The organism is Sphingopyxis sp. GW247-27LB (assembly GCF_002277025.1).
Lineage (GTDB): Bacteria > Pseudomonadota > Alphaproteobacteria > Sphingomonadales > Sphingomonadaceae > Sphingopyxis.
Genome location: NZ_NIWD01000016.1, coordinates 62,047 through 76,415, shown reverse-complemented (window position 1 = coordinate 76,415; position 14,369 = coordinate 62,047). Strand labels below are relative to the sequence as shown.

At 67.6% G+C, this 14,369-nt stretch carries 15 protein-coding genes; 4 read left to right on the top strand and 11 right to left on the bottom strand.

Translation table 11 applies throughout. The features are described from left to right. Positions 1-744 (top strand): PLDc N-terminal domain-containing protein, encoded by a 744-nt coding sequence (locus CD928_RS21580; protein ID WP_095389160.1) that lies wholly within the window; start codon positions 1-3, stop codon positions 742-744. A 19-nt stretch (positions 745-763) separates the two neighbouring features. Here CD928_RS21580 and CD928_RS21575 read toward each other — a convergent pair whose 3' ends face one another. The 9 genes from CD928_RS21575 to purB form a co-directional block, all read right to left on the bottom strand. After that, the gene (locus CD928_RS21575; RefSeq protein ID WP_095389159.1) at positions 764-2,080 is read right to left on the bottom strand and encodes a folylpolyglutamate synthase/dihydrofolate synthase family protein; all 1,317 of its coding nucleotides are present in this window, start codon (positions 2,078-2,080) and stop codon (positions 764-766) included. A 118-nt stretch (positions 2,081-2,198) separates the two neighbouring features. Next, positions 2,199-3,050, bottom strand: coding sequence for an acetyl-CoA carboxylase, carboxyltransferase subunit beta (accD, locus tag CD928_RS21570; RefSeq protein WP_095389158.1), 852 nt, complete (start codon positions 3,048-3,050; stop codon positions 2,199-2,201). Further along, complete coding sequence (gene trpA / locus CD928_RS21565) at positions 3,047-3,835, bottom strand: tryptophan synthase subunit alpha (RefSeq protein ID WP_095389157.1); 789 nt, start codon at positions 3,833-3,835, stop codon at positions 3,047-3,049. Before trpA ends, accD begins: the two co-directional genes overlap by 4 nt. Beyond that, positions 3,832-4,212: an endonuclease domain-containing protein gene (locus CD928_RS21560; RefSeq protein WP_095389156.1), complete on the bottom strand. Its 381-nt coding sequence runs from the start codon at positions 4,210-4,212 to the stop codon at positions 3,832-3,834. Before CD928_RS21560 ends, trpA begins: the two co-directional genes overlap by 4 nt. Positions 4,213-4,256: 44 nt before the next feature. Then, a complete protein-coding gene (gene trpB, locus CD928_RS21555; protein WP_095389155.1) occupies positions 4,257-5,468 on the bottom strand; it encodes a tryptophan synthase subunit beta in 1,212 nt (403 codons plus the stop codon). After that, complete coding sequence (locus CD928_RS21550) at positions 5,465-6,094, bottom strand: phosphoribosylanthranilate isomerase (RefSeq protein ID WP_095389154.1); 630 nt, start codon at positions 6,092-6,094, stop codon at positions 5,465-5,467. Before CD928_RS21550 ends, trpB begins: the two co-directional genes overlap by 4 nt. Positions 6,095-6,207: 113 nt before the next feature. After that, complete coding sequence (gene pyrF / locus CD928_RS21545; RefSeq protein WP_095389153.1) at positions 6,208-6,882, bottom strand: orotidine-5'-phosphate decarboxylase; 675 nt, start codon at positions 6,880-6,882, stop codon at positions 6,208-6,210. Then, positions 6,879-7,220: a lipopolysaccharide assembly protein LapA domain-containing protein gene (locus CD928_RS21540; RefSeq protein ID WP_095389152.1), complete on the bottom strand. Its 342-nt coding sequence runs from the start codon at positions 7,218-7,220 to the stop codon at positions 6,879-6,881. The genes pyrF and CD928_RS21540 overlap by 4 nt, the downstream gene beginning before the upstream one ends. A gap of 72 nt (positions 7,221-7,292) precedes the next feature. Continuing rightward, positions 7,293-8,609, bottom strand: a complete 1,317-nt coding sequence (gene purB, locus CD928_RS21535) for an adenylosuccinate lyase (RefSeq protein WP_095389151.1) — start codon at positions 8,607-8,609, stop codon at positions 7,293-7,295. Positions 8,610-8,810: 201 nt separating this feature from the next. Between purB and CD928_RS21530 the strand changes: the two genes are divergently transcribed. After that, a complete protein-coding gene (locus CD928_RS21530; RefSeq protein ID WP_095389211.1) occupies positions 8,811-9,398 on the top strand; it encodes a calcium-binding protein in 588 nt (195 codons plus the stop codon). 83 nt (positions 9,399-9,481) lie between these two features. Here the strand turns inward: CD928_RS21530 and rnk are convergent, their stop codons facing one another. Both rnk and radC read right to left on the bottom strand, forming a co-directional pair. Further along, positions 9,482-9,886 carry a nucleoside diphosphate kinase regulator gene (rnk, locus tag CD928_RS21525; protein WP_095389150.1) on the bottom strand — a complete coding sequence of 135 codons (405 nt, stop codon included), beginning with the start codon at positions 9,884-9,886 and terminating at the stop codon, positions 9,482-9,484. Between the two features lie 224 nt (positions 9,887-10,110). Next, positions 10,111-10,809, bottom strand: coding sequence for a DNA repair protein RadC (gene radC / locus CD928_RS21520; RefSeq protein ID WP_095389210.1), 699 nt, complete (start codon positions 10,807-10,809; stop codon positions 10,111-10,113). Between the two features lie 154 nt (positions 10,810-10,963). Between radC and CD928_RS21515 the strand changes: the two genes are divergently transcribed. Both CD928_RS21515 and CD928_RS21510 read left to right on the top strand, forming a co-directional pair. Continuing rightward, a complete protein-coding gene (locus tag CD928_RS21515; protein WP_095389149.1) occupies positions 10,964-14,116 on the top strand; it encodes a YdbH domain-containing protein in 3,153 nt (1,050 codons plus the stop codon). After that, the gene (locus CD928_RS21510) at positions 14,113-14,328 is read left to right on the top strand and encodes a YnbE family lipoprotein (protein WP_095389148.1); all 216 of its coding nucleotides are present in this window, start codon (positions 14,113-14,115) and stop codon (positions 14,326-14,328) included. Before CD928_RS21515 ends, CD928_RS21510 begins: the two co-directional genes overlap by 4 nt. Positions 14,329-14,369 lie beyond the last annotated feature (41 nt).

The window sequence follows — 14,369 nt, the reverse complement described above, 5'->3', positions numbered from 1 at the left end:
GTGCATTTCCTGATTATCTCGATCGCGCTGCAACTGCTCTGCATCGTCCATGTGTTCCGCACGGGCCGCAACACCGCGTGGATCATGGCGATCGCGTTTCTGCCACTGGTGGGTATCCTCGCCTATTTCATCGTCGAAATCCTGCCCGGTCTGCCGCGCGACCGGCGGGTGCGCGAAGCACGGACGAAGATCGCCGACCGGGTGGACCCCGAGCGCCACATTCGCGAGGCGCGCGATGCGGCCGAGTTCAGCGATACCGCCGGGCATCGGCTGGAATATGGCGATGCGTTGATGGCACGCGAGCGCTTCGACGAGGCGCTCCGCGAGTTTCGTGCGGCCGAGCGCCTGTCGCCGCACGTCGACCGGGCGATCGGGATGCGGATCGCCGAGGCGGCCTATGGTGCCGGCCGTTATGGTGAAGGGCTTGCGGCGATCGAACGCTTGCCCGAAACCATTTCCCGGACCGAACTCGACCGTCGCGCGCTGCTTCGCGCCAAGATCGCCGAGGCCGATGGTCGGGCCGACGAGGCGCTGGCGATCTATCGCGATATCGTCGGGCGCGTTCCCGGCGACGAGGTGCGTTGCCGCATGGCGGCGCTGCTGATCGCGGCAGGCGACCGCGCGGGGGCGAAGGCTCTCCTCAAGGAGGTCGTGCAGCGCATGAAGCGCACGCCGCCGGTGACGCTCAAAGCCGAAGTCGCGATGTACGATTGGGTCAAGCGGACGCTCGCCGAGCTCGGCTGAAGACGGCCCCCGTTCGGATTCATTCGGGAAGCTCGCCGTTGGCTTTCAGCACTTCGCCCGCGAGGTAGAGCGAGCCCGCGATCAGGACGATTTCATTGGCTGGGTCGACAGTCAGGCCGGCGAGTGCAGCCTCAACCGAGGTGGCCGCTCGCGCGTCGGGGCCGAAGGCGGCCGCATCATGGTGGTCGTGGCCGGGGACCGGAACCACGCTGATCGAGGCGAGGCGGGACGCGAGCGGGGCGAGGATCGCGTCGGGGTGCTTGTTCGCGAGCATGCCGGTGACAAGGTGGATGCGGCGGGGCTCGGTCTCGAAATGGCGCGCGAGCTGGATGCCCGCGTCGGCATTGTGGGCGCCGTCGAGCCACACGTCGGTTGCCGGAGGAAGCAGCGCGGTGAGCGGCCCGGTTTCGAGCCGCTGCAGCCGCGCGGGCCAGAAGGCGCCCGCGACGCCGTTCCTGATCGCTTCCGCGTCCGGCTTCGCGCCCGGCGCGAGGTGGAGCATGGCGATGGCGAGGCCCGCGTTGCGCATCTGGTGCGCGCCGGCCATGCGGGGGCGCAGCAGGCCGGGCAGCGCGCCGTCCATCGACGTCCAGCGGAACGCGTCGCCGACCGGCTCGACCGACCAGGCCTCGCCCTCGACGAAGGGGGCGACGCCGGCGGCTTCGGCGCGCGCCGCGATGACATGGCCGAGCGGCGGCGGATAGGCGAGGGTGGCGAGCGCGGCGCCCGGCTTGACGATGCCGGCTTTTTCCCACGCGATCCGCATCGCGGGTTCGGACGGGGTGCCATCCTCGGGCGCGAGCAGGAAGGCTTCGTGATCGATGCCGAGCGAGGCGATGCCGCACGCCGCGGGCGGCGGGATGATGTTGGTCGCGTCGAGGCGGCCGCCGAGCCCGACCTCGACGATGCAATCGTCGGCGGGAATGCGCGCGAAGGCGAGGAAGGCGGCGGCGGTGGTGACCTCGAAGAAGCTCGCCTGCAGGTCTGCGGCATTGTCGAGGACTTCGGCGAGGAGCGCGGCGAGCAGCGCATCGTCGATCAGCTCGCCCGCGAGGCGGATGCGTTCGTTGAAGCGGACGAGGTGCGGGCTGGTATAGGCGTGGACGCGGCGCCCCTGCGCCTCGAGGATCGCGCGGAGATAGGCGCAGGTCGATCCCTTGCCGTTGGTCCCCGCGACGTGGAAGGTGCGAGGCAGGCGCTCCTGCGGATTGCCGAGGCGCGCGCACAGCTCGGCGATGCGCTCGAGTCCGAGGATGTCGCGCCCCGGCGACAGCGCGGCTAGGCGGTCGAGCTGGGCCTGGACGGCGGGGTCGGTGCTATGGGCGTGGTCGGGCATGGCGGGCGGACCTAGCAGAAACTCGTCATTGCGAGCGAAGCGAAGCAATCCAGAGCGGGTTTATTCAGCTCTGGATTGCCGCGTCGCGTCGCTCCTCGCAATGACGATGCAGAAAAGTTTACGCCGCCTTTTCGGGCGCCAGATAACCGATCAACCGCCCCAGCGTCGCGGGCAAATCTTTCCGGTGCACGACCATGTCGATCATCCCGTGGTCGAGCAGATATTCGGCGCGCTGGAAGCCTTCGGGCAGCTTTTCGCGGATCGTGTTCTCGATCACGCGCTGGCCCGCGAAGCCGATCAGCGCCTTGGGTTCGCTGATCTGCACGTCGCCGAGCATCGCATAGCTCGCGGTGACGCCGCCCGTGGTCGGGTCGGTGAGGAGGACGATATAGGGCAGGCCGGCGCGGCGCAGGCGGGCGAGCGCGACGGTCGCCCGCGGCATCTGCATCAGCGACAGCGTGCCTTCCTGCATGCGCGCGCCGCCGGCGGCGGTGATCGCGACATAGGGGCAACCGCGCTTGATCGCCTGCTCGACCCCGGCGACGAACGCCTCGCCGACCGCGACCCCCATCGACCCGCCCATGAAGGCGAAATCCTGCACGCCGATGACGACCGGGCGGCCGTCGATGCGGCCGAAACCGTTCTGATAGGCGTCGCGGTCGCCGGTCTGCGCGCGCGCGGCCTTGATGCGATCGACATATTTCTTGGTATCGCGGAACTTCAGCGGATCCTCGGGCGCCGCGGGGGCGGGAAGGATTTCGTGGAGGCCCCCGTCGAACAGTTGCGCGAACCGCTCCTTGGCGCCGATGCGGTCGTGATGGTCGCAGCGCGGGCAGACATTGAGATTGTCCTCCCACTCCTTGACGAACACCATCTGCTGGCACTGGCGGCACTTGTGCCACAGATTGTCCGCGGTATCGCGCTTCGCGGTAAAGGGCAGGGCGTTGCGGACGCGGTCGAGCCAGCTCATGCGGCGATCTCCTTTGCGCCGTGGATAGCATCGGCGAGGGTGCGGGTGAAGGCTTCGACATGCGGCGCCGCGGCGTCGCCATGCTCGGCGATGATGTCGATGAAGGCCGATCCGACGACGACGCCATCGGCGACCTTCGCGATCGCAGCGGCCTGTTCGGGGGTGCGGACACCGAAGCCGACCGCGACGGGCAGGTCGGTCGCGGCCTTCAGGCGCGCCACCGCATCCTCGATGCTCGTCTGCGCGGCCTGCTGAAGCCCGGTGATTCCGGCGACCGAGACATAATAGAGAAAACCGCCCGCGCCGTTCAGCACGTCGGGCAGGCGCGCGGCGTCGGTGGTCGGGGTCGCGAGGCGGATGAGGTCGACCCCGGCGGCGCGCAGGCTCGGGCCGAGTTCGGCGTCCTCCTCCGACGGGATGTCGACGCAGATGACGCCGTCGACGCCGGCCTTCGCGCATTCGGCGGCGAACCAGTCGCTCCCCCGGATCGTCATCGGATTGGCATAGCCCATCAGCACGAGCGGAACGTCGGGGTGGCGCGCGCGAAAAGCGGCTGCGTGTCCGAAAATGTCGACGGTCGTCGTCCCCTTGCCGAGCGCGCGCAGGTTCGCGGCCTGGATCGCGGGCCCATCGGCCATCGGATCGGTGAAGGGCATGCCGAGCTCGATCACGTCGGCGCCCCCCGCGACCAGCGCGTCGAGATTGGCGGCGGTGTCGCCATCGCCGGCGGTGATGAAGGTGACGAGCGCGGGCCCCTTGGAAAAGGCCGAGGCGAAGCGAGTCATATAGCCCTCTCCCCTKMAGGGGAGAGGGTTGGGAGAGGGGGAGTCAGGAACACCATCAGTTGCTCCAGCACACCGTCCATATTCGTCAGCACGTCGCGGTTGGTAAATCTGATCACCCGATAACCCTGTTCTTCGAAATAAGCCGTCCTGGACCGGTCATATGCTTCCTGACCCGCATGGGTGTCACCGTCGATCTCTACCACCAGCATCGGCTCTCTGGACGAGAAATCGGCGATATACGGACCAATGACCTTCTGTCTGCGAAACTTGATTCCCTGAAAACGTGCCGCACGCAGTTCAAGCCACATGCGGGTTTCGGGCTCGGTCTGTTCGCGGCGCATCTGCTTGGCGAATTCGATCAGCCTTCGGTCCCGCATTCGTCCCCCTCTCCCAACCCTCTCCCCTGAAGGGGAGAGGGCTTTTAGAGTTCCACCCCCAGCGCATCCGCCACCGTGAAGATATCCTTGTCCCCCCGGCCCGAGCAGTTGACGATGATGATTTGGTCCTTGTCCATCGTCGGCGCGATGCGTTCGGCGGCGGCGATGGCGTGCGCAGACTCCAGCGCGGGGATGATCCCCTCCAGCTTCGTCAGCTTCTGGAAGCTCGCGAGCGCCTCGGCGTCGGTAACCGGCTCATACCGCACGCGGCCGATCTCGTGGAGCCAGGCGTGTTCGGGCCCGATGCCGGGATAGTCTAGCCCCGCCGAGATGCTGTGCGCTTCGGTGATCTGACCGTCCTCGTCCTGAAGCAGATAGGTCTTGTTGCCGTGGAGGATGCCGGGGCGCCCACCCGCGAGGCTCGCGGCGTGCTTCTTGTCGAGCCCTTCGCCCGCGGCTTCGACCCCGACGATCTCGACGCCGTCATCGTCGAGGAACGGGTGAAAGAGCCCGATCGCGTTCGATCCGCCGCCGACCGGGGCGATCAGCATGTCGGGCAGGCGGCCTTCGGCCTCCAATATCTGCGCCCGCGCCTCGTCGCCGATCACCGACTGGAAGTCGCGGACGAGCTCGGGGTAGGGGTGCGGACCTGCGACGGTGCCGATGATGTAGAAGGTGTCGTGGACGTTCGCGACCCAGTGGCGCAGCGCCTCGTTCATCGCGTCCTTCAGCGTCTTCGCGCCCGATTCGACCGCGACCACCTCGGCGCCGAGCAGCTTCATGCGGAACACGTTGGGCTGCTGCCGCGCGACGTCGACCGCGCCCATGAAGATGGTGCAGGGCAGGCCGAACAGCGCCGCGACGGTCGCGGTCGCGACCCCATGCTGGCCCGCGCCGGTCTCGGCGATGATCTTCGTCTTGCCCATCCGTTTCGCGAGCAGGATCTGGCCGATGCAATTGTTGATCTTGTGCGCGCCGGTGTGATTGAGATCCTCGCGCTTGAGATAGATTTTCGCGCCGCCGAGACTGGCGGTCAGCCGCTCGGCGAACCACAACGGGCTCGGGCGGCCGACATAATGCTTCAGCAGATAGTCGAACTCGGCCTTGAACTCATTGTCCTGCTGCGCGGCGCGATAATGACGCTCGAGGTCGAGGATCAATGGCATCAAGGTTTCGGCGACATAGCGGCCGCCGAACTGGCCGAAGTGGCCGCGTGCGTCGGGTCCGGAGCGGAGGCTGTTGGGTCGGTCGGTCATCGTCCCGCCGCTTTAAGGAACGCGGCGATCTTGTCCACATCCTTGACGCCCGGCGCGCTTTCGACGCCCGAGGAAACGTCGAGGAGCGGCGCACCGGTCGCGGCGAGGGCCTCGGCGGCGTTGGCGGGGGTCAGCCCGCCGGCGATGCCCCAGTCCATCGTGTGGCGATGGTTGACGAGCAGGGTCCAGTCGAAGCGCGTTCCGGTGCCGCCGGGCAGCGCCTGCGCCGGCGCATCGAACAGCAGCCGGTCGATGATCCCTTCATATTGCCGCGAGCGTTCGAGCGTCCCCGCGTCCTTGAGCCCGACCGCCTTCCACGCCTCGACCGGCACATGCTGCTTGACCGCCGCGATCCATTCGGGAGTCTCGGTGCCGTGGAACTGGATGATGTCGGGCCGCACCGCGCTATAGGCCGCCCCGGTGACTTGCGGCGACGCGTTGACGAGGAGCAGCGCGACCTTCACCGCCGACCCCGCGCGCCGGCGAAGCTCGGCCGCGGTCTTGAGATCGACGTGGCGCGGGCTCGGCTCGTAATGGACGAGCCCGATGTGCGTGGCGCCGAGCCGGATCGCGGCATCGAGCGTTTCGGGCGTGGAAAGGCCGCAGATTTTGACGAATGGGGGCATGGATTATCTCTGGTAACCCGTTCGCATCGAGCGAAGTCGAGATGCCCCTCGAACTTGCGCCGTTCCGATGGGTGTCTCGACTTCGCTCGACACGAACGGAAGTGGGAGGTGCCTTAAAGCGTCGCCTCGATCGCGCGCGCCGCGAGGTCGGGGTCTTCCGACTGGCTGATCGGGCGCCCGACGACGAGGATCGACGCGCCGTCGGTCATCGCCTGCGCCGGAGTGACGATCCGCTTCTGGTCGCCCGCGGTGCCGTTGGAGGGGCGAACGCCCGGGACGACGAAAAAGCCGCTTGGCCAGGCCTTGCGCGCCGCCTTCACTTCCTGGCCCGAGCAGACGATCCCGTCGAGCCCGGTTTCGCGAGCCAGCCCCGCGAGCCGTACCACCTGGTCGTGCGGCGAGCCGCCGACGCCGATGTCTTGGAGGTCGGGGGTGTCGAGGCTGGTCAGCACGGTCACTGCGACGACCTTCGTGTTCAGCCCCGCCGCAGCCTTCGCCTCCTCGAGCATCGCGCGGCCGCCGGCGGCGTGGACGGTCAGCACCGCGGGTTCCAGCGGGCGCAGCGCCTGAATCGCCTTGGCGACCGTGTTCGGAATGTCGTGCAGCTTGAGGTCGAGGAAGATCGGCAGGCCGAGCTTGCCCATTTCGTGGACGCCGTGATGGCCGTTGGCGCAGAAGAATTCGAGGCCCAGCTTCAACCCGCCGACATGGTGACGGACCCGCTGCGCCAGCGTCAGCGCGGCGTCGAGATGCGGGGTGTCGATGGCGAGATAGAGCGGCGATGTCATTGCGGATCCAGCGGGGAAGGAGGGATGTCGTTGACCGGGGCCGGCGCCGATGCGGGGGCCGGCGCCGGGTCGGTGGAACGGTTCGCCATCGCGCGCAGGTCGGCGAGCTGGCGCTCGCTGCTGTCGAGCCGCCGCTTCATCGACCAGCGCGCGGTGCGCAGGGCGATCCACATCGGCAGGCTGCCGAGCAGGAAGGCGACAACGATCAGCACCGGCAATTTGGTGTCGAGGACCTGGCCCGGCCAGATCGTCACCGTCACCGGGTTCCAGTTCGCCATCGCGAACAGGACGAGCACGATGGTCAGGAAGACCCAGATGATCGTACGCAGGATTCCCACTTGGCGTTGCTCCTCGTTCGGCCCCTCGCATCTCCTATGCGAGTTTCGCGCGGGTTTCCAGCCCAACCAAGCCTAGGACGTGCCGAATACGCGCGCGAAGATCGTATCGACCTGCTTCAAATGATAGCCGAGGTCGAACAGCTCGGTCAGCTGGTCCGCCGACAGCCGCGCGGTAACGTCGGGATCGGCCTTGAGCAGTTCGAGCAGCGAGAGCTGGCCGTCCGATTCCCACACTTTCATCGCGTTGCGCTGGACGAGGCGATAGCTGTCCTCGCGGCTCGCTCCCGCCTGAGTCAGCGCCAGCAGCACACGCTGTGAGTGGACGAGGCCACCCATGCGGTCGAGGTTCTTCTGCATGCGTTCGGGATAGACGAGCAGCTTGTCGACCACGCCGGTCAGCCGTGCGAGCGCGAAGTCGAGCGTGATCGTCGCGTCGGGACCGATGAAGCGCTCGACCGACGAATGGCTGATGTCGCGTTCGTGCCACAGCGCGACATTCTCCATCGCCGGAATCGCGGCGCTGCGGACCATGCGCGCGAGGCCGGTCAGATTCTCGGTGAGCACCGGGTTGCGCTTGTGCGGCATCGCCGACGACCCCTTTTGGCCGGGCGAGAAATATTCCTCGGCTTCCAGCACCTCGGTGCGCTGGAGGTGCCGGATTTCGACCGCGAGCCGCTCGATCGACGAGGCGATGACGCCCAGCGTCGCAAAGAACATCGCGTGGCGGTCGCGCGGGATGACCTGCGTCGAGACGGGTTCGATCGCGAGGCCGAGCTTCGCGGCGACGTGCGCCTCGACGCGCGGGTCGATGTTGGCGAAGGTGCCGACCGCGCCCGAAATGGCGCAGGTCGCGATCTCGGCGCGCGCCGCGAGGAGGCGCGTCTTGCAGCGCGAAAATTCGGCGTAGGCTTCGGCGAGCTTGAGGCCGAAGGTCACGGGTTCGGCGTGGATGCCGTGGCTGCGGCCGATCGTCGGAGTCAGCTTGTGCTCGACGGCGCGGCGCTTGATCGCGTCGAGCAGCGCATCGAGATTAGCGAGCAAAATATCGGCCGCCTGCGTCAGTTGCACCGCAAGGCAGGTATCGAGCACGTCGCTCGACGTCATGCCTTGGTGCATGAAGCGCGCTTCCTCGCCGACATTTTCGGCGACCCAGGTCAGGAAGGCGATGACGTCGTGCTTGGTCACCGCCTCGATCGCATCGATCGCATCGACGTCGATCGCCGGATTCGTCGCCCACCAGTCCCACAGCGCCTTGGCCGCCGACTTCGGTACCGTACCCAGTTCGGCGAGTGCGTCGGTCGCGTGCGCCTCGATCTCGAACCAGATGCGATAGCGATTCTCGGCCGACCAGATAGCGGTCATGGCGGGCCGGGCGTAACGCGGAACCATTGGATTTCCTTCCTTTTATGGCGACCTGTCGCGGAATAGGCGCGAAATCGCGACCAGCCGCCCCCTAGCAGGGGCCGGGCGCTTCGCCAATCACCCGGGATCGGCAACTTTCGGCGGATCGGACAGGTTGCCTCTATGCCCCTTCAAAAAGGTGGCGGGTCGCATCCGAGACAGCACCGCCATCGCTACAGGAGATACATGATGCTGAAACAGATGCTTTTGATCGGCGCCGCCGCGGTGAGCTTCCCCGCTCTGGCGCAGGAAACCCCGCCTGCCGGCGACGATCCGACGAGCCAGCCGGCTCCGGCGGATCCCACCACCGACACGGCCCCGGCGCCCGACAGCACGACGCCGCCCGCGCCGACCGAACAGCCGGCCCCGACGCCCGACACGTCGACTCCGCCGTCGGATACCGCCACCCCGCCGGCCGACACCACGACGCCTGCTGATCCGACCACGCCCACGGATCCGACCACGCCGACCGACCCGTCGACTCCCCCTGCGAGCGAGCCGGCTCCGGCCCAGGGCACGGCGGCGACGCCGGACCAGGTCGCGCAGATCGTGAACCAGGAGTTCCCGACCTACGACACCGACGCCAACAGCGAGCTCAACGAAACCGAGTTCGCGACCTGGATGAAGAAGCTCCGCACCGCGACCGACCCAACGGTCGATCCCGAATCGGAGCAGGTCAAATCCTGGGTGAGTCAGGCCTTTTCCGCCGCCGATGCCGACAAGTCGGGCGGCATCAGCAAGGAAGAGCTGACCGGTTTCCTGTCGCGCGGCGCTTGATCCCAACGGATCGACGCCCTTGACTGGGTGGTGCGGCCGTCGGAGCAATCCGGCGGCCGCATCCGCGATTCCCCGGTTTCATATTACGCCGCGCGCCGCACCTTGACGATCGACAGCCGGCGCTGCTGGCCGTCCCGGTCGGGCCACAGGATAGACTGACCTTCGCGCATCCCGATCAGGCCGGCGCCGACCGGGGTCATGATCGAGACCCGCCCCGCCGCGATGTCGGCGTCGGCGGGATAGACGAGTTCGACGGTGCGCGATGCGCCGTTCGCCTCGTCGACGAATTCGACCTGGGCGTGCATCGTCACCACATCGGCGGGGATTTTATTCGCGGGATGAATCTTCGCGCGGTTGATCTCTTCGATCAGAAGTTCGCTGACCACGGGCGAACGTTCCTGCTGGGCCAGCGCGAGGTCGGTCAGCGTATCGGCTTCGGTGTCGATCATATGGATGGGCGGCCGCTTGGCCGGGCTGCGGGTTGTCATCGTAGGGACTTTCGGATCGGGCAGGCGCACGCCTGCCGCATGGCGTTGATCAGGAGAAAGAAAGGCTGGCCCCGGGCTCGGGGCACGATGCGCCGGACCCGGGGCTAGAGGCCCGCGAGGCGTTGACCCGCATGCGAGTGGAGTCGGGACAGGGCGCGCAGCGTCGGCATCGCGGCATGATGTCCGCCTTGCCCGCACAAGTCAAATGGAGCGCGCATGAGACCTCAAAGCAGTCCGTGCGCGCGGAGGCTGCGATACTCCGATCCGCCGATGATGATATGATCGTGGACGACGATTCCCAGCTTGGCCGCGGCTTCGGCGATGTCGCGGGTGATCGCGATATCCTGCCGGCTCGGTTCGGGGCTGCCGCTCGGGTGATTATGCACGAGGATGATCGCCGCCGCGCCGAGTTCGAGCGCGCGCTTGATCACCTCACGCACATAGATCGCCGACTGGTCGATCGACCCCTCGCTTACCAGCTCGTCGCGGATCAGCATGTTGCGCGCGTTGAGATAGAGGACGCGAACACGCTCGACGTCGATCGGTCCCATATCGGCGCGCAGCCAGTCGAGCAGCGAATCCCAGCTCGAGAGCAGGGGCTTTTCGCGGAACTCGCCCTTCAGCATCCGAAGGCTTGCTGCCTGGACGATCTTCAGCGCCGCGATCGCGGTGTCTCCCATGCCTTCGACCCGCCGCAGCGATTCGGGGTCGGCACTGACGAGCTGCGCGAGCGATCCGAATTCGCGCAGCAGCGCCTTGGCGAGCGGCTTGGTGTCGCGGCGCGGAATCGCGAGCGCGAGCAGATATTCGACGAGTTCGTAATCGGCCATGCCCTCGACATCGCCGCCGAGCAGCCGGGCGCGCAGGCGGGCGCGGTGGCCCGCATGGTCGGGAAGGGGCGCGGGCGCGTCGGCATCGGCCATGCCCATGGGAATAACCGCCTTGTGGGGTGCACTCAACGGTCATAGAAAAGAACGACAGCGTTGCGGACCAATCTCCTGCGGCAAAAGGGGATTTCCGGGCGCGCGCTTGCGGGAACGGGTTTCGCGGTCGAAGGACGGAAAATAGTTGCAGGCCATGACCGACCCCGAAGCGCCGCCGCCGCCCAAGCGATTGTTCAAGAAGCGCTGGCTGACCGCGGGCGCCGTCGCCGCGCTGGCGCTGGGCCTGTGGCTCGCTCGCGAACCGATCGCCGATCGCTTCATTCGCGACCAGCTCGACAGCCGCGGTATTCCCGCGCGCTACACGATCGACGAGATCGGCTTTCGCACCGAACGCCTCAGCAATGTCGTGATCGGCGATCCGGCGCGGCCCGACCTGACCGCGAAGCGGGTCGAAGTGTCGCTCGGCTATGGCTTTTCGGGCCCCTATGTATCGGAGATTCGGGCCGACGGCGTGCGCCTCTACGGCCGCTTCGTCGATGGCCAGCTTTCGCTGGGCGCGCTCGACAAGTTCCGCGATCCGACCGACACGACGCCCTTCACCTTGCCCGACCTCTCGGCGGTCCTCACCGATGCCCGCGCGCGGGTCGAAACGCCGTGGGGCAATATCGGCGCCGTGCTCAATGGCGGCGGCAATCTCAGGAACAATTTTGCCGGCAAGCTCGCGCTCGTCGCGCCGACGCTGGCCGCTGCGGGGTGTGCCGCGGACGGCGTCAGCTTCTATGGCGACGTGCGGGTCCGCGACGTCCGCCCGACGCTCAAGGGGCCGCTGCGCGGGAAGCGCCTGACCTGCGCGGACGGCAGCGTCAGCGCGCACAGCCCGCAGATCGCGCTCGACGTATCGCTCGCCGAAAATTTGCAAAGCTGGCGCGGTACCGCCGATGCGAGCATCGCCAAGCTCGCCGCGGGTGCGGCGCAAGCCGACAGGCTGGGGGTATGGGCCCGCTTTACGGGCAGCGCTGCGCGCACCGACCTCGACCTTACCGCCGAGATGGCCGAACTGCGCGCGCTCGATTTCGCCGCGCACCGCGTCGACCTGTCCGCCAAGGCGGTGGTCGGCCGCGCGGCGCCGCAAGCCCAAGGCGAGATTCGCTTTGCCGAGGCAAGCGCGGGCACGGCGCTACGGCGTTCGATCGCCGCGAGTGCCAGGAGCCTCGACGGGAGCCCGCTCGGCCCGCTTGCCACGAAGGCGACCGCCGCCTTGTCACGCATGCTTACCGACACGGGCGGCAGCAGTTCCTTCGCGCTCGCCGGCGAGGGCAGGACCGCGCGCTTCGAACTGATCGCGCCGCAGTTCCAAAGCGAGAGCGGCGCGCGGATCACGGGCAGCGCCGACAGCCGTATCGCATGGCTGCTCGCGACGCCGAGCCCGGCGATGACGATCTCGGGCGACTGGACCTTCGGCGGCGGCGACCTGCCGTCGGGATCGCTTGCGCTCGATCGCAGCGCCGACGGAACGACGCGCGGCGAGGCACGCTTCGACGCCTATACCGCTGGCGGCGCGCGGCTGGTGCTCGATCCGGTCCGTTTCTCGGGCGGCCGCGACGGGATGGTGCGCTTCGCGACGCGCGCCGCGCTGTCGGGCCCACTCGCCGACGGCCGCGTCGAGGGGCTGACGATCCCGCTCGCCGGAGCGATCGCGCCGACCGGCGACATCGCGCTCGGCGGCGGCTGCACGCGCGTCGGCTTCGAGCGGCTCGCGGCGGCAGGCCTCCGCTTCGGCCGCAGCGGCATCGACCTGTGCAGCCGCCCCGGCGCCCCGCTGCTCAGCGCCGGGCCGAACGGCCTGCGCGGCATCGTCCGGATTCCGGGCATCGCGCTGCGCGGGGCGAGCGGCTCATCGCCCTTTGCCTTCGATGCGGGGCGGGGCGAGGTCGACCTCGCCGCGATGCGCTGGACGCTTGCCGGCGCCGATGTGCGGCTAGGGGAGGGCGACAGCGTCACGCGCTTCGCCGCCACGCGCATTTCAGGGCGCGGCACTGCGGGCGGCATGCAGGGCGATCTGACGGGCGCGAGCGGCAAGATCGGCGCCGTGCCGCTCAACCTCTCCGACATTGCCGGCCAATGGCGCTGGCAAGGCGGAGCGCTGACGCTCGACGGCGGGCTGCTGCTCACCGACGCCGCGCCCAATCCGCGCTTCTTTCCGCTGACGAGCGATGCCGCGACGCTTCGCTATGCGGCGGGCCGCATCGACGCCACCGCGAGCTTTCACGAGCGCAAGTCGGGACGGAAGGTCCTCGATACCGTGATCCTCCACGAGCTGGGCTCGGGCACGGGCCATGCCGACCTGAAAGTCCCCGAGCTGCGGTTCGACGAAGGCTTCCAGCCCGACCAGCTCACCCGGCTCGCACTCGGCGTCGTCGCCAATGTCCAGGGCTCCGTGGTGGGCGACGGGCAGATCGATTGGACCCCGGCGGGGGTCACCAGCCGCGGCACCTTCGCCACCGCGAACACCGACCTCGCCGCCGCCTTCGGCCCCGTCAAAGGGCTGACGACGACGCTGACCTTCGACGATTTGGTGGGGCTCCACTCGGCGCCTTCGCAGATCGCGACGGTGGCGGAAATCAATCCCGGCATTCCCGTCACGGCAGGGACGATCGAATATCGGCTGCTCGGCGACAACCGTGTCCGAATCGAGGGCGGGCGCTGGCCTTTCGCCGGCGGCGAACTGGTGCTCCACCCCGCGACGCTCGATTTCAACGCCACCGAACCGCGGCGCCTGTCCTTCGATATCGTCGGCGTCGAGGCCGCGGTCTTTCTGCAGCAGTTCGGTTTCGAGAACATCAACGCGACGGGCAAGTTCGACGGAACGCTGCCGGTCGAATTCGACGGGCTCGGCGGGCGCATCGTCGGCGGGCGCATCGATTCGCGCAGCGGCGGCGGGACGCTCGCCTATGTCGGCGAGCTGTCGAATCACAATCTGGGCACCATCGCCAATTTTGCCTTTGGCGCGCTGCGCAGCCTCCAATATGACGACCTGACGATCATCCTCAATGGGGACCTCGACGGGGAAATGGTGACCGATATCCGCTTTGGCGGCGTGGGGCAGGGCGAGGGCGCGACGCGGAACTTCCTGACCCGCCAGGTCGCGAAACTGCCCTTCGTCTTCAACGTCAAGATCCAGGCGCCCTTCCGCCAGCTCATCTCCTCGGCCAAGGGCTTCTATGACCCGACGCTGGTGATCGAACAGAATCTCCCGACCCTGCTGCGCGTGCAGCAACAGGTCGATGCCGCCAAGGCGGGCGCCGAACCGCCCGTTCAGCCCCCAGAAAGCGAGCCCGTGCCATGACGATATCCAACAAGGAAAGAAGGAGGCTGACCATCGGTGGCCGGTATCTGGCGATCCTCTGCGGGCTGGCGGGCCTTACCGCCTGTGTGCAGATCGACACGCCCGACAAGCCGATCGAGATCAACCTCAACATCAACATCAAGCAGGAAATCGTGTACAAGCTCGATGGTGATGCGAAGAAATTGATCGAGCAGAACGAGGATATCTTCTGATCGAGCGAATAGATGGGGTAGAATGACAATGCGTTGGAAAC